The sequence below is a fragment of the Gordonia sp. NPDC127522 genome, from assembly GCF_042672305.1.
In the GTDB taxonomy this organism is placed as follows: domain Bacteria; phylum Actinomycetota; class Actinomycetes; order Mycobacteriales; family Mycobacteriaceae; genus Gordonia; species Gordonia hongkongensis.
This window is the reverse complement of record NZ_JBHXVK010000002.1, coordinates 642557-657223: the sequence shown is the minus strand read 5'-3', so window position 1 is coordinate 657223 and position 14667 is coordinate 642557. Positions and strand designations below refer to the sequence as shown.

At 68.7% G+C, this 14667-nt stretch carries 12 protein-coding genes; 6 read left to right on the top strand and 6 right to left on the bottom strand.

Features of this window, described 5'->3' with window-relative positions; translation table 11 throughout:
* Positions 1–55 precede the first annotated feature (55 nt).
* Positions 56–736, bottom strand: coding sequence for a GntR family transcriptional regulator (locus ACFVHY_RS07255; protein ID WP_390270168.1), 681 nt, complete (start codon positions 734–736; stop codon positions 56–58).
* A 180-nt stretch (positions 737–916) separates the two neighbouring features.
* Between ACFVHY_RS07255 and ACFVHY_RS07250 the strand changes: the two genes are divergently transcribed.
* The 3 genes from ACFVHY_RS07250 (at position 917) to ACFVHY_RS07240 (ending at position 5107) form a co-directional block, all read left to right on the top strand.
* Positions 917–2287 carry a purine-cytosine permease family protein gene (locus tag ACFVHY_RS07250; protein ID WP_390270165.1) on the top strand — a complete coding sequence of 457 codons (1371 nt, stop codon included), beginning with the start codon at positions 917–919 and terminating at the stop codon, positions 2285–2287.
* A gap of 82 nt (positions 2288–2369) precedes the next feature.
* Positions 2370–3101 (top strand): cysteine hydrolase family protein, encoded by a 732-nt coding sequence (locus tag ACFVHY_RS07245; protein ID WP_390270162.1) that lies wholly within the window; start codon positions 2370–2372, stop codon positions 3099–3101.
* Between the two features lie 89 nt (positions 3102–3190).
* On the top strand, positions 3191–5107 hold the full coding sequence (locus tag ACFVHY_RS07240; protein WP_058249912.1) for an ABC transporter ATP-binding protein: 1917 nt from the start codon (positions 3191–3193) through the stop codon (positions 5105–5107).
* A gap of 277 nt (positions 5108–5384) precedes the next feature.
* Here the strand turns inward: ACFVHY_RS07240 and ACFVHY_RS07235 are convergent, their stop codons facing one another.
* The 3 genes from ACFVHY_RS07235 to ACFVHY_RS07225 form a co-directional block, all read right to left on the bottom strand.
* Entirely contained in the window at positions 5385–5666 is a 282-nt protein-coding gene (locus tag ACFVHY_RS07235; protein ID WP_269552678.1) for a hypothetical protein, read from the bottom strand.
* A gap of 75 nt (positions 5667–5741) precedes the next feature.
* Complete coding sequence (locus ACFVHY_RS07230) at positions 5742–6149, bottom strand: YidH family protein (RefSeq protein WP_390270158.1); 408 nt, start codon at positions 6147–6149, stop codon at positions 5742–5744.
* 4 nt (positions 6150–6153) lie between these two features.
* On the bottom strand, positions 6154–7128 hold the full coding sequence (locus tag ACFVHY_RS07225) for an alpha/beta hydrolase (RefSeq protein WP_058252202.1): 975 nt from the start codon (positions 7126–7128) through the stop codon (positions 6154–6156).
* A gap of 159 nt (positions 7129–7287) precedes the next feature.
* On the opposite strand from ACFVHY_RS07225, the gene ACFVHY_RS07220 reads away from it, so the two are divergent.
* Positions 7288–11154 (top strand): Pls/PosA family non-ribosomal peptide synthetase, encoded by a 3867-nt coding sequence (locus ACFVHY_RS07220; protein WP_390270154.1) that lies wholly within the window; start codon positions 7288–7290, stop codon positions 11152–11154.
* A gap of 152 nt (positions 11155–11306) precedes the next feature.
* On the opposite strand, the gene ACFVHY_RS07215 is transcribed toward ACFVHY_RS07220, so the two are convergent.
* Positions 11307–11894 carry an HdeD family acid-resistance protein gene (locus ACFVHY_RS07215; RefSeq protein WP_165629465.1) on the bottom strand — a complete coding sequence of 196 codons (588 nt, stop codon included), beginning with the start codon at positions 11892–11894 and terminating at the stop codon, positions 11307–11309.
* A 107-nt stretch (positions 11895–12001) separates the two neighbouring features.
* Here ACFVHY_RS07215 and ACFVHY_RS07210 point away from each other — a divergent pair, with 107 nt between their 5' ends.
* Both ACFVHY_RS07210 and ACFVHY_RS07205 read left to right on the top strand, forming a co-directional pair.
* Entirely contained in the window at positions 12002–12880 is an 879-nt protein-coding gene (locus ACFVHY_RS07210) for an acyl-CoA thioesterase domain-containing protein (RefSeq protein WP_390270150.1), read from the top strand.
* Between the two features lie 80 nt (positions 12881–12960).
* On the top strand, positions 12961–14031 hold the full coding sequence (locus tag ACFVHY_RS07205) for a DUF4185 domain-containing protein (RefSeq protein WP_058252206.1): 1071 nt from the start codon (positions 12961–12963) through the stop codon (positions 14029–14031).
* A gap of 44 nt (positions 14032–14075) precedes the next feature.
* Here the strand turns inward: ACFVHY_RS07205 and ACFVHY_RS07200 are convergent, their stop codons facing one another.
* Positions 14076–14585 (bottom strand): nitroreductase/quinone reductase family protein, encoded by a 510-nt coding sequence (locus ACFVHY_RS07200; protein WP_390270146.1) that lies wholly within the window; start codon positions 14583–14585, stop codon positions 14076–14078.
* Positions 14586–14667: the final 82 nt, after the last annotated feature.

Here is a 14667-nt window from a genome sequence, read left to right as displayed (position 1 = left end):
GCATACCAACGTAGAGCATGCGGACAGACGCCGACGTCGGGAGCCGGACGGGACCTCAACCGGCCGGGGCGACCGCGTCCACATCACCCGGGGCCAGCGTCCGGGACGCCCCCGCCCGGGTGTCGGCGATGTGCCGTTCCAGCAGCTCTGCCGCGCGTTCGGAATCGCGGTCGCGCACGGCGTCGAGGATCGCGCGGTGCTCGGCCACCGACACGTCGTGACGGCGCCCCGCGGTGGGCAGGTAGTAGAAGCGAACCCGCTTGTTCACGTCGGCGACCATCGACTCGAGGACGCGGTTGTGCGCGCAACCGGCGAGCCCGACGTGGAAGTCGCAGTTGATCGCGGACAGCGTTGCATCGTCGGCGGTCTTCTCCTGCCGGTCGACGATCCGTACGAGCGCGTCGAGCTGCGCCGCGGTGCGTCGTTGCGCGGCGAGCCAGGCCGCTCGCCGCTCGACGATGAGCCGCGCCTCGAACAGGTCCGACAGTTCGGCGGAATCCCGGTCGCGGACATAGGTCCCCCGGTTGTGGCGACGGACGACCCACCCCTCGGCCTCCAGCGAACGCAGGGCCTCCCGCACGGGGATGTGACTCACCCCGGACTCGCGAGCGAGTTCGTCGGCGTTGATCCGCGTGCCGGGCGCGAGTCGCCCCGAGAGGATGCCCTCTTCCACGTCGAGTCGGATTCGGTCGGCCGGGGCGGGGGTCGCGCCCAGGTCGGCGCCGCGCTCGATCATGCCCGCGATCCTATATGAATCCGCCGATGCGGGCTCGGTGGCAAAACGACGCCGGTATGCAGAGAAAATCCGCGCACCCAAGGCGAAGCGGGTTAATCGGCTGTTTACGAACCGGCAACGACGACGCGACGCGCGAAGCGTTTCCTATAGGAACTTTCCATTGAGGTTCGGGAGGAACCCATGAGCGCCACCTCTGACATACCGGTCGCCGGTACCGGCCCCGACGAGTCCGCGTCGACGACGTTCGACGAGTACGAGGACCGGCCCGTCCCGGCGTCGGCGCGCAAATCCCTCTTCGCGGTGTCGTCGGTGTGGCTCGGGTTCCCGATGATCCTGACCTGCGCCGTGTTCGGCGGCATGATCGTCTACTCGCTCGGCTTCTGGCCGGGCATGGCCGCGATCGCGGTCGGCAACCTGATCCTGATGGCCTACGTGGGACTGCTCAGTTACCAGGCGGGTCGGACCGGCGAGAACTTCGCGCTGATGGCGGCCCGGACCTTCGGCTCGAAGGGCTACCGCATCCCCGCCGCCTTCCTCACCACCGTGGTGATCGGCTGGTTCGCCTTCCAGACCGGGCTGACCGGGTCGACGCTCGAGGCGAGCATGGGCTGGAACGCCACCCTCATCGCGCTGATCGCGGGCGTCGGATATGTCGCGGCCACGCTGCTCGGTATCCGGGCACTGACCGTCATCGGGATCATCGCGGCCCCGCTCTACCTGATCCTGGGGGTCCTCGCGATCGTCGATGCCTCCTCCGCGCCCGGCGCCGGCGACTTCACCTCCTACGCCGGTGGCGCCGGCGCGACGGCGCTGACGTTCGGCGCAGCGGTCACGCTCGTGGTCGCCTTGTTCGCCGACTCCGGCACCATGACAGCCGATTTCACCCGCTGGTCGGTCAACGGCAAGCAGGCCTTCTTCGCCGCCTTCAGCGCCTTCCCGATCGGCAACACCATCGCGCTGACCATCGGCGGCGTCATCGTGGCGATGGGCGCCGGTGACGATCCGGCCGCCAACGGCGGCGGCTTCCTCGGCATCCTCATCGACAACGGCGGGGTGCTGACCCCGATCGCGATCGCCTTCGTGTTCATCAACCTCGGTTCGGTGTGCACACACTGCCTCTACAACGGCGCCGTCGGGTGGAGCGAGCTGACCGGCATCCGGATGCGCGTCCTGACAGTGTTCCTCGGAGCCGTCGGCGTCGCGCTCGCCGTCGCCGGGATCTGGCAGCACTTCGAGGACTGGCTCAACCTGCTCGGCGTCGTCGTCCCGCCGCTCGGCGCAGTTCTCATCGTCGACCAGGTGCTCCCCCGGACGCGGCGGCCCGCGGCGGCCGGTACCCCGGCGGCCTGGCGTGTGTCCTCGTTCGTCGCGTGGGTCGTCGGCGCGGTCGCGGCCCTCGTCACGCACTACTTCGCGCCCGCCCTGTGCGTCGTCGCGGTGGGGATCGTCGTATCCGGTGCCCTCGCAGCAGTTCTGAGCCGACCGGCTGCCACCGACGCGTCGTCGACGCCAGCGCGGACCGCCGAGGACACGACCTCGGCGCCGGTGTGACCGCCCTTCGAGGCTCGTCGCTTCGCTCCTCGCACCTCAGGGAGCAGAAACAGGCTCACCCCGACCCGACCAGGAATCGACCATGACTTCTTCTGCACCACATCAGTTTCCGACGATCGACGCCGCACGCCCGTACGCCTGGCCGTATGACGGCGGCTTCGATCCCGCCACCACCGCACTGCTCTGCATCGACTGGCAGACGGACTTCTGCGGTCCCGGCGGCTACGTCGACGCGATGGGATACGACCTGTCGCTGACGCGGACCCCGCTGGAACCGACCGCCCGCGTCCTGGCCGCGGCACGCGATGCCGGCCTCACCGTCATCCACACTCGTGAAGGACACCGCGCCGACCTCTCCGACCTCCCGGCGAACAAGCGCTGGCGGTCGGGACGGATCGGGGCCGAGATCGGCTCCACCGGCCCGTGCGGTCGCATCCTCATCCGCGACGAACCCGGCTGGCAGATCGTGCCGGAGGTCGCTCCCCTCGACGGCGAGATCGTGATCGACAAGCCGGGCAAGGGCGCCTTCTACGCGACCGATCTCGACCTCGTGTTGCGCACGAATGGGATCACGCACATCATCCTGACCGGGATCACCACCGACGTCTGCGTCCACACGACGATGCGGGAGGCCAACGACCGCGGTTACGAGTGCCTCATCCTCTCCGATTGCACGGGTGCGACCGACCCGACCAACCACGAGGCCGCGCTGAACATGGTCACGATGCAGGGCGGGGTGTTCGGCGCCGTGGCCACGTCCTCGGAACTCCTCGCCGCGATGAGTGCCACGCCAGACGCCGCGATCGCCGTCTAGTCGCTTGACCAGCGTGTTCGCCGCCGGCGATTCCTCCGGCAGCGAACAAGCTGGACCTCAAGTTGGGTTTAAGTTCTACCGTGGACGGCATGAGTATGCAGTCCGTGGCCTGGGACATGATGTACAAGTCCTCCACCCAGCCCAGCAGCAAGCGATTGCGGGGCGACCGCCGGGTGACACTTCGTCGTATCGGTGGGTTCGCCCGACCGCACCGACGCCGGATCGGATGGTTCCTCCTGCTGTCGGTCTTCACCGCGGTGCTGACCGTCGTGACCCCGCTTCTGGCGGGTCGCGTCGTCAACCTCATCACCGAGAGCGGCTCGGAGATGATGATCGTCGGACTCGCGGTCGCCATCGCGCTGATCGCCGTCGCCGAAGCCGCCGCGGGAATCGGGGTCCGGTGGCTGTCGGCGAACATCGGGGAGGGTCTCATCCTCGACCTACGGCGAGCCGTCTTCGACCACGTGCAGCGGATGCCGATCGCGTTCTTCACCCGCACCCGCACCGGGGCCCTGGTGAGCCGGCTCAACAACGACGTCATCGGCGCCCAGCGGGCATTCAGCGACACCTTGTCCGGCGTCGTGTCCAACATCGTCACCCTCACCCTGACGCTGGGCGTCATGATCGCGATCAGCTGGCAGATCACGTTGCTGGCGCTGATCCTGCTGCCGGTCTTCGTGATACCGGCGCGGCGGATGGGCCGGCGCATGGCCGCGCTCTCCCGCGAGGCCGCCGAGCACAACGCCCGCATGTCCACGCAGATGACCGAGCGCTTCTCCGCCCCCGGCGCCACGCTGGTGAAACTGTTCGGGCGCCCCGATCTCGAGTCGCGCGAGTTCGCCGACCGCGCCGACCGGGTCCGCGACATCGGCGTACGGCGGTCGATGTTGCAGGCGTACTTCATGACGACGCTGATGCTGGTGTCGGCGCTGGCCCTCGCCCTGGTCTACGGGCTCGGCGGATGGCTTGCGGTACAGGATCATCTGTCCGCGGGCGCGGTCGTCTCACTGGCCCTGTTGCTCACCCGGATGTACGCGCCGCTCACGGCCCTGGCGAACGCACGCGTCGAGATCATGAGCGCCCTGGTCAGTTTCGAGCGCGTCTTCGAGGTCCTGGACCTACAACCCCTCATCGCTGACGCGCCCGACGCGGTCCCGGTGCCCGGCACCGAGAGCGGGCGGCCCGTGCCGGTGTCCGTCCGATTCGACGACGTGTCCTTCGCCTATCCGGCGGCGGACAAGGTGTCGCTGGCATCACTGGAAGAGGTTGCCCAACTCGACAATCGGGCCGGCACGACGGTCCTGCACCATGTCGACCTCGATGTCCCGGCCGGCAGCATGGTGGCTCTCGTGGGCAGTTCCGGCGCCGGCAAGTCGACCATCGCGAGTCTCGCGACCCGCCTCTACGACGTCGACGAGGGCTCGATCCAGCTGGCCGGAGTCGACATCCGGAAACTGCAGACCGCGTCGGTCCACCGGACCGTCGGTCTCGTCACCCAGGACGGCCACCTCTTCCACGACACCATCCGGGCGAATCTCGTGCTCGCCCAGCCGAACACATCCGACGACGAGATCTGGGACGCACTGCGACGGGCTCGGCTCGACGAGCTGGTCGGCTCGCTGCCCGACGGACTCGACACCGTCGTCGGCGAACGCGGTTACCGGCTGTCCGGCGGTGAGCGCCAGCGCATGACGATCGCCCGCCTGCTGCTCGCACAACCGTCGGTGGTCATCCTCGACGAGGCGACCGCACATCTCGATTCGACGTCGGAGGCGGCGGTTCAGGCGGCGCTCGGCGAGGCTCTCGAGGGACGGACCTCGATCGTCATCGCGCACCGGCTCTCGACGATCCGGGCCGCCGACGAGATCGTCGTGCTCGAAGCCGGGCGTGTCGTCGAACGCGGTGATCATCCGACGCTCCTGGCGCGCAACGGACGCTACGCCGAGCTCTACCGGACGCAGTTCGCCGAGGACGACCCCGAGGACTCGGATTCGCTGACGGCGTGACCCTTCGTGACGCGGGCTCCGCAAGCTCCGCCCGCTCCTCAGGGAGCGGTGGCAGACGCGGCCCGGTTTCCTGCTCCCTGAGGTGCGAGCGAAGCGAGCCCAACCACTGCTCCCTGAGGAGGCCGGAGCTTGCGGAGGCCGTCACGAAGGGTCTCGCAAGGTGTCTCACCAGGCCCTTCGTGGCTCGTCGCTAGCGCTCCTCGCACCTCAGGGAGCATAGGGAGGGCGTCGCATGCGCTCCTCGCACCTCAGGGAGCAATAGATAGCGGGGGTGAGCTCAGTCGTCGAGGTCGTCGAAGTTGTCGATCAGGCCACGGCGCCGGGGGCGATCGTCGGTGTCCTTGACCCGCTCACCGAGGCGGCGGCGGAGCTGCATGGCGATCAGCACGACGTTCACGACGACCACGGCGATCCCGACGGCCACCCAGAACCACCGACCGTCCTGCCACCAGCCGACCGTCAGCCAGCCGATGCAGAAGATGAGGATGGTCGCGCCGACGATGGTCAGCGTCATCGAGAACGTCTGCGCGCTCCGCGAGAAGTCGGGGCCGGTGGTCACGATGATCTCCTGCAGTGGTGGACAGCTGATGGTCGCGGCCGCCGACATGGGCAGCGTGCCGGTGTGGAGCGCAGGTCAGGACTGGATCACCATGGCAACCGCGACGAGGACGGCCACCACCACTATCGCAGCGACCACGAGCATGACCTGCGTCGGCCCCGGCATCTCGCCACCGGAGGTCAGCGCGTGCGTGGTCCGTCGCCACCGCCAGGCGCCGAGGACCGCCAGCGAGGCACCGAGTCCGACCATCACGACGCCAAGTGCGATGTCGACCATCGGCGTCGTCTCGTCGGGAGCGAGGTAGACCACCGCGATACCGGCCGCCATGAAGCCGAGTGCGGTCCGCACCCAGGCGAGCAGCGTTCGTTCGGCGGCGAGGGTGAATCGGGCGTCCACCGCGCCGGGCGGTCTGGTCTCCAACTCGTCGGCGTACGACTGCCCCGGGTTCACCGCATCCGGAGTCGCCGGGTTCGGGGCACTCACCCCGTCAGCCGGCCCGTTTGCCCGTTCGCTCGTCAGTGCTCTTGCCCTCTCGGATCGCTTCGGCGGCGAAGGCCGCGGTCACCTCGACCGCGTCCAGGGTCTCCGGGTGACGGGCGCTCAACACCGGGAAGGCGTGCACCTGCCATGCGTAGAGGTGCGCCACGGCCGTGACGCCCGCAGCGTCGAGCGACTCGACGAGGTCGATGACGTCGGGCTCGAGCATCTCACCTTCGGCCGCGACCAGCACGGTCGGCGGGAACGAGGTGAGATCGGCGTCGGCGATGCGGCGCACACCGGTCAGCTGGACGGGCCCCTGGTCGAATTGGGGCGCCAGCCGGGCCATCTTCGACTTGGGCAGATAGGCGTCGGATCGACTCGAACGGTCCGGGTGGACCCCCAGGTCCATGTCGAGGAGCGGCGAGAACCCGATCAGCGCCGTGGGTGTGGGCAGGCCGCGGGCTGTGGCGGCCTCGACCACCTTCGCGGCCAGGAAACCGCCGGCCGAGTCACCGGCGACGATCACCCGTCGGAAGCCACGCTCGTTGATCAGCTCGGCGTAGGCGTCGACCGCGTCCACGACGGACGTCCCGACACCGGCCTTCGGCAGCTGCCGGTACTCGAGTGCGAACACCGGCACCTCACACGCCCGCGCCATCCGCGCGGCGATCGATCGGTGGGTGCCGAGCCCGCAGACCACGAAGGCGCCGCCGTGCAGGTAGAGCATCGCGGTGTCGCCGTCCCGGCGTGACGGTCCGACCGGCATGATCAGCTCGGCGGGCCGCCCGGCGAGGACCAGCTGCTCACGGACCACGCCGCGGGGTTTGGGTCCGACGGCAAAGATGCGGTCGATGAGGAACAGCCCCGCCAGCCCCTGCTTGTTGACCGGCCACAGCGCCAGGGTCGGTTTCAGGAGCGCACGCGCACCGAACCAGATGGGGAACGACCGCAGGCTCGGCCGACGGTGATGAACGATGGGCATCAGATTCCTCCTGTGCCCGAACGTACACCCCGGGAGCGTCCGTTTCAGTCCGTTCGTCGGGGTCGCCGTTCACGGTGTCGAGGTCGTTCGGTCACCTTCGTCGGCTATATTCTCGGACTCGTGACCAGATCGCGGATGCGCCCGGCAGGTGCCGCTTAGGTGCCCATTCCACCTCAATTCCTCCTGTCTGCACAGGCAGACCCGCCGCGCACCCTCTGCGACGTGCTCACCGCCACCGCGCGTGCACACCCGGATGCCGCGGCCATCGACGACGGCGAGATGACCCTCACCTACGGCCAGTTGCTGGCCGTGGTCCGCCGCACGGTCGCACGTCTCGGCGAGGTCGGCGTCGGGCGGGGAAGCCGGGTCGGCATCCGGATGCCGTCGGGGTCGCGGGACCTGTACGTCGCGATCCTGGCGACCCTCTATGCCGGCGCCGCGTACGTGCCGGTCGACGCCGACGACCCGGACGAACGCGCCGAGCTCGTCTTCGGCGAGGCCGAGGTCGACGCCATCGTCGACGCCGACGGACCCCGTTCGACGAAACCGGCGTCGACGCCTGCGCAACCCCCTGCCCGCCCCACACCCGACGACGACGCGTGGATCATCTTCACCTCCGGTTCCACCGGCAAGCCGAAGGGCGTCGCGGTCACCCACCGCAACGCGGCGGCGTTCGTCGACGCCGAGGCGGCCATGTTCCTGCCGGACGCCCCGATCGGCCCGCACGACCGTGTCCTGGCCGGACTGTCGGTCGCGTTCGACGCCTCCTGCGAGGAGATGTGGCTGGCGTGGCGCAACGGCGCGTGCCTGGTGCCCGCACCGCGCTCGCTGGTCCGCAGCGGCATGGACCTCGGTCCGTGGTTGGTGGCGCGCGACATCACGATCGTGTCGACGGTTCCCACGCTGGCATCCCTGTGGCCGCCGGAGGCGTTGGAAGCCGTGCGGCTGTTGATCTTCGGCGGCGAGGCCTGCCCGCCCGAGCTCGCCGACCGGCTCGCCGTCACCGGCCGCGAGGTGTGGAACACCTACGGCCCCACCGAGGCGACGGTCGTGGCGTGCGCCGCCCCGCTGGGAGGTGACGGCCCGGTCCGTATCGGATTGCCGCTGCGCGGTTGGGATCTCGCGGTCGTCGACGCCCAGGGCCAGCCGGTGGCCGAAGGCGAGGTCGGCGAACTGGTTATCGGCGGCGTCGGCCTGGCGCGCTACCTCGATCCCGCGAAGGACGCGGAGAAGTACGCACCGATGCCCACGCTCGGCTGGGAACGCGCCTATCGCAGTGGCGATCTCGTGCGCCTGGACACCGCCGGCCTGTTGTTCATGGGCCGCGCCGACGACCAGGTGAAGGTCGGCGGACGGCGCATCGAACTCGGCGAGATCGACAACGCTCTGCAGAACCTGCCCGGCGTGAGCGGAGCCGCAGCCGCGGTCCGCAAGTCCGCGGCCGGCAACAGTTTGCTCGTCGGCTATCTCGTGTCGGCCGATCCCGGCTTCGACGTCGCCGAGGCGCACGCCGAGCTGCGGCGACAGCTGCCCGCCGCGATGGTCCCCACCCTCGCCCTCGTCGACGAATTGCCTACGCGCACTTCGGGAAAGGTTGATCGTGATGCGCTGCCCTGGCCCCTGCCGGGCAGCGACAGACCAGTGGATGACGACGTTGAACTCAGCGAGACTGAACTGTGGCTGGCGCAGCTGTGGACCGACGTCCTCGGCATGACCGTCTCCAGCCCGGACGTCGACTTCTTTGCCGAGGGCGGTGGATCACTGGCCGCGGCCCAGCTCGTCACCGCGGTGCGGGAACGCTACCCCGACATCTCGGTGGCCGATCTCTACGACCGTCCGCGCCTCGGGTCCATGGCCGAGATGCTCGACGCCCGCCGCCCGACGACGAGCATCGATGAACGCCTCGTCGAACCGACCCCACGCTCGGCCGGGCTGGCGCAGCTCCTGCTGACCATCCCGCTGACGACGCTCACCGGATTGCAGTGGGCCACATGGCTCGGTGTGGCGAACAACGTGGCGCTGCTCGTCGCCGACCGGATGGATCGCACGGTCGAGTGGCTGGTCGAGATCAACTGGTGGGTCCTGCTCGCGGCGTTCCTGATCTTCATCACCCCGCCCGGTCGCATGTGCATCGCGGCGCTCGGTGCGCGGGTGCTCCTCGCCGGGGTCGCTCCGGGCGTTCATCCGCGGGGCGGGAGCGTCCACGTCCGGTTGTGGGTGGCCGAGCGACTCCTCGACGCCAGCGGTGCCGCCAACCTGTCCGGTGCGCCGTGGATGATCTACCTCGCGCGGGCTCTCGGGGCGTCGATCGGGCGCGGCGTCGACCTGCACACCATCCCACCGGTGACCGGACTGCTCACGGTCGGGGACGGCGCGTCCGTCGAACCCGAGGTCGACATCTCCGGATGGTGGATCGACGGCGACGACGTCCACATCGGCGAGATCGCCATCAAACGCGGCGCGTCGATCGGCGCCCGGTCGACGCTCACCCCTGGTGCGGTCGTCGGACGTGACGCGGTCGTCGCCCCGGGTTCGGCGGTGTTCGGGCGGGTCAAGGCCCGGCAGCACTGGGCCGGGTCGCCCGCGGTGAAGATCGGCAAGGCCGAGCATCCCTGGCCCGACCACCGGCCCCCGCGGGCGACGTGGTGGGTACCCATCTACGGACTGTCGTCGTTGGGGCTCGCCGCGATCCCCCTGCTCTCGCTGGCCTCGGGCCTGGCCGTCATCGGCGCCTGGGCGCTGACCGCGGACCGGTTGCGCGACGTCGGGATCCGCGCGCTGATCCTGTTACCCGTGGCCACCGTGACGAGCCTGTTCGTGTTCGCGGCGATCACCGCGGTCCTGGTCCGGCTCGCCTCGATCGGGCTCCACACCGGGTATCACCCGGTCCGGTCCCGCGTCGGCTGGCAGGTCTGGATCACCGAACGCCTCCTCGACGCGGCCCGCACGTATCTGTTCCCGCTGTATGCCAGCCTGCTGACCCCCACGTGGTTCCGCATCCTCGGCGCGAAGGTCGGCGAGGGAACCGAGATCTCGACCGCGCTCGTGCTCCCCCGATTCACCACGATCGGCGACGGCGCCTTCCTCGCCGACGACACGATGGTCGCGTCGTACGAACTCGGCGGCGGCTGGCTGCACATCGACGAGGCGAAGATCGGCAAGCGCTCATTCCTCGGCAACTCCGGCATGACCGGCCCCGGGCGCAAGGTCCCCAAGAACGGTCTGGTGGCCGTGCTGTCGGCGACGCCCGACCGGGCCAAGTCGGGCTCGAGTTGGCTGGGCAGCCCACCGGTCCGCCTGCGCCGCACCGCCGCCGAGATCGACACCTCGCGCACCTTCGACCCGCCGGCGACGCTCAAGGTCGCCCGCTCGCTGATCGAGACATTGCGCCTCGTGCCGGTCATGGTCTCGTTCGGGCTCGGCGTCGGACTACTGCTCGCGCTGCAGTACGTGGCCGTCCATGAGCACTACGGGCTCGCGGCAGCGGTGAGCGGTCTGCTCCTGCTGGTCGTCGGCGCGATCGCCTGCGTCACCGCGGCGGCGGCGAAATGGCTGGTCGTCGGCCGCATCACGGTGAGCGAACATCCGCTGTGGAGTTCGTTCGTGTGGCGGAACGAGCTGTCCGACGCCTTCGTCGAGACGGTCGCGGCTCCGTGGTTCGCCAACGCCGCGACCGGCACGCCGATCCTCAACCTGTGGCTGCGGATGCTCGGCGCGAAGATCGGCCGCGGCGTCTGGTGCGAGACCTACTGGCTGCCCGAGGCCGACCTCGTCACCCTCGGCGACGGCGCGACCGTGCAGCGCGGCTGCGTCGTGCAGACCCACCTGTTCCACGATCGGGTCATGGCCATCGACCGTGTCACGCTCGGGGCGGGCGCGACCCTCGGCCCGCACTGCGTCGCCCTACCGGCGTCCGGACTCGGCGACTCGGCGACCGTCGGACCGGCATCGCTGGTCATGCGCGGCGACGTGGTTCCGGCCCACACCCGCTGGCAGGGGAACCCCATCGCTCCCTGGCCGCGCTGATACCAAAGAACCGCATACCCCCTGCTCCCTGAGGAGCGGCCGGAGCTTGCGGAGGGCGCGTCACGAAGGGTCCTGGCGAGACGACTTGCGGAAGACCCTTCGTGACGGCCTCCGCAAGCTCCGGCCTCCTCAGGGAGCAGAGATGTTCCGGCTCAGACCGCGGGCTCCCCGGTGGCCGGCTGCTCGACCTTCTTGGGCAGCGTGAGCAGCGTGGCGATCGACAGCGCGACGAGCATGATGCCGCCGACCCAGGCCAGCACCTCGAGCGAGAACGCGGGCAACACCATCATCACGATGCCCGCGATGATCGCGATGATGCCGGAGAGGATCAGGAACCAAGTGGGTGCGTGCCCGGACTTGGTGATCGCGGCGTACAGGTCGGCGACTCCCTGGAAGATCCAGCCGATGCCGATGAACACGGCCAGCAGCCACACGGCATCGCCGGGACTGAACAGCGCGATCACGCCGGCCAGCAGCACGATCGCGCCGACGATGCCGAGCATCACCCGGACCCCGGTGCTCAGGAACGACGCCGCGAAGGCCTGATAGATGCGGAAGATGCCGGCGATGATCAGCGAGATCGCGAACAGGATGGCGAGGACGACGATGGTCGGCCCCGGCCACAGGATCGCGACGACCCCGATCACGATGCCGACGATCGACGTGATGATGAGTGCCGTGCGGACGGCACCGACCAGTTCGTCGGGGAAGTGCTTGGTGTACACCGTGGCGAAAGTCATGGTGGGAGGTTATCCGGCACAGCAGGATCCGGCGCGCTATTCGCTCAGGAGCGGCACAAACCCGACCGCATCGCCGACGCGGATGAACAGCGGGGTAACAAGTAACGATGACCAACATCGCGTTCTTCGAGCCGATCTCCGACACCGGCCGGCCCGACGCCGGTCTCCGATACCGGCCGACACCCTTCGCCGCCAGCCTGTGGGCGCCCGGCACCCTGAACGGTCCGGCGGTGTGCGGCCTCGCCGCGCGGGCGGTCGAGACCGAGTTCGGTGATGATGAGTTCGTACCCGCCCGGTGCACCATCGACCTCTTCAAGGCCGCGCGCGACATCGTCACCTCCACCCGGGTCCGAATCGTCCGATCGGGCGGACGAATCCGGGTCGTCGACGTCGACGTGCTCCAACACCCCGAAGGTGCGGATGAGGTGCTCGTCGCGCGCGGCACGACGGTGTTCCTGCGCACCTCGACCAACCCGCCCGGGCAGCGGTGGCATCGCCCCGCGGACGCGGTCACCTTCCACCCACCCGAGATCGCCTCCGACGACGACCTGTCCCCCCGGTTCGCCTCCGATGCCGCGGACGACACCGTCGGCGAATGGGAGCGCGACATGGGCAATCACCAGAACGGGCACCGCAAACGGATGTGGTCGCGGGCCGCACCCATCGTGGCGGGCGAGAAGCTCACCCCGTTCCAGCGGGCGGTCGTCAGCGCCGAATCCGCGAGCCTGGTGTCGAACTGGGGCACCACCGGCATCGGTTTCATCAACTGCGATCTGACCGTCGCCCTGAGCCGCCTGCCGTCGGGTGAGCGGGTCGGGGTCGAGGCCGACGTCCACATCGAGGACGACGGCGTCTCGGTCAGCAACGCGGGACTCTACGACGCCGACGGCATGTTCGGGACCGCGCTCGTGACCGCGGTGAACAATGCCGCCGCGCAGATCGACTTCACCACCGTGGACACCTCGGAACGCTATCGCGAAGCCTGAGTTCGACACGACCGTTCGCGGTGGTCGGGCACCGTAGCGGACCTCACACATATCTCTCAGGTCTTGATAAGGTCACGGCCATGACACGGCGCCTCGCACGGCTTTTCCTGGGTCTAGTCGTCACCTTGCTCGCTCTGGCCCTGACGACGACCCTGGCCGCCTCCCCCGCCCACGCCGCCCGCTACGCCAACGGTCCGGCGACCATCGTCAACCGATTGACGGGGCCGTTCGCGATGAACGACACCATCGGACGGTTCAACATCGTCGGTACCGATCTCGGTGTCATGTGGGACAACGGCCGAGGTGAGATCCTCACGGCGTTCGGTGACACCCAGTCGTTCAACGGGTGGTCCCTCCTGTACGGCGAGCTCTACTACTGGCGGTCCAACGTCCTGCTGCGCAGCACGGACCGCCACCTGGCCGACGGCATGACGTTCACCTCGCACGCCGGCCGGCCGGGTCATGCCAAGCGCCTGCTCAAGCCGAACGTCCGCCGCGAGATCACGATCATCCCGACCGCCGGCGTGGCCGCCAACGGCAAGCAGTACATGACCGTGATGTCGGTCAAACGGTGGGATTCGCCCGGCATCTGGACCACCAACTGGGCGGGCCTCGTCTCCTCCACCGACAACGGCGAGAACTGGCGCTCGGTCGGTGCGTTCCGCCCCAATGGCGGCGGCAACAAGAAGTTCCAGATGGGCGCCTTCCTGAAGGTCGGCAAGACCGTCTACTACTACGGCACACCCGACGGCCGCTGGGGCGGTGTCTACCTCGCGCGCGTCGACGAGAAGGACATCGAGAATCTCGGCAAGTGGCAGTACTTCTCATACGGCCGTTGGGTTCCGAACAACCCCGACGCCGCCACCCCGGTGATGGGCGCCCCGACGGGCGAGATGTCGGTCCAGTGGAACGACTATCTGGGCAAGTACATCTCGCTGGCGAGCCAGGACGTCGGCGTCACCCTGCGCACCGCCGACAACCCCTGGGGCCCATGGACTTCCGGCGAGATCGTCGCACCTTCGGTGGACCCGTACACGGGTTACGCGCCGTACATCCACCCGTGGTCGAAGGGCAGCACCCTCTACTTCACCTACTCGGTCTCCATCGGCTATCAGGTGTACCTCATGCGTCTGCCGCTGCGGCGCGGCTGATCTCGACCACTGCCTCGGGGCGGTTGCCCCGAGGCTGCCGATGATCAACTGGCGGCGATGGTGAGCACGACCAGCGGGATGGGGCGGTCGACCTTGGACTGGAAGTCCGCCAGCAGTGGGTTGTTGGCCAGCACCCAGGCTGCGAACTCGTCGTAGTCCTCGCCTTCGAGCACCTTGCCGGTCCCCTGATGCGTATTGTTTCGGAACTCGATCATGACCTGTGGATTCGCCCTGATGTTGTACCACCATGCCGGGTACTTGTCCTCGATGAACGAGCTCACGTACATGGTGTCGTCGCGGTAACAGGGCCCCAGTGGAACCGTGTGCGCCTTCCCGCTCTTGGCCCCGGTGGTGGTGAGCAGGATGAGGTCCGCGCCCGCGTAAGCGCCGCCCACCTTGCCCGCGTTCTCCCGAAACTCCTTGATCACATCATCGTTCCAGTTGGCGATGCCACCCTCTTGATCCCACGCCTGGTTCCACGGCGCGTTCGGATCGTCGTAGTCGGTGATGATGGCCTGATCGGGTTGTCCTGCTGTCGATTCGGTTTCACTCATGATCCGAGTGTGTCGTCGAGTTAGGACAGTTACGGTCCTAACTCAGATCGCTACGAAAACTCGTTCTGCCGCCTGTCGGTAG

What these genes read in the sequence shown, in the direction of transcription:
- ACFVHY_RS07225 (WP_058252202.1), bottom strand. Translation starts at nt 7,128, where the DNA reads ATGCCCATCGTTCATCACCGTCGGCCGAGCCTGCGGTCGTTCCCCATC.
- ACFVHY_RS07250 (WP_390270165.1), top strand. Translation starts at nt 917, where the DNA reads ATGAGCGCCACCTCTGACATACCGGTCGCCGGTACCGGCCCCGACGAG.
- ACFVHY_RS07210 (WP_390270150.1), top strand. Translation starts at nt 12,002, where the DNA reads ATGACCAACATCGCGTTCTTCGAGCCGATCTCCGACACCGGCCGGCCC.
- ACFVHY_RS07255 (WP_390270168.1), bottom strand. Translation starts at nt 736, where the DNA reads ATGATCGAGCGCGGCGCCGACCTGGGCGCGACCCCCGCCCCGGCCGAC.
- ACFVHY_RS07245 (WP_390270162.1), top strand. Translation starts at nt 2,370, where the DNA reads ATGACTTCTTCTGCACCACATCAGTTTCCGACGATCGACGCCGCACGC.
- ACFVHY_RS07200 (WP_390270146.1), bottom strand. Translation starts at nt 14,585, where the DNA reads ATGAGTGAAACCGAATCGACAGCAGGACAACCCGATCAGGCCATCATC.
- ACFVHY_RS07240 (WP_058249912.1), top strand. Translation starts at nt 3,191, where the DNA reads ATGAGTATGCAGTCCGTGGCCTGGGACATGATGTACAAGTCCTCCACC.
- ACFVHY_RS07205 (WP_058252206.1), top strand. Translation starts at nt 12,961, where the DNA reads ATGACACGGCGCCTCGCACGGCTTTTCCTGGGTCTAGTCGTCACCTTG.
- ACFVHY_RS07215 (WP_165629465.1), bottom strand. Translation starts at nt 11,894, where the DNA reads ATGACTTTCGCCACGGTGTACACCAAGCACTTCCCCGACGAACTGGTC.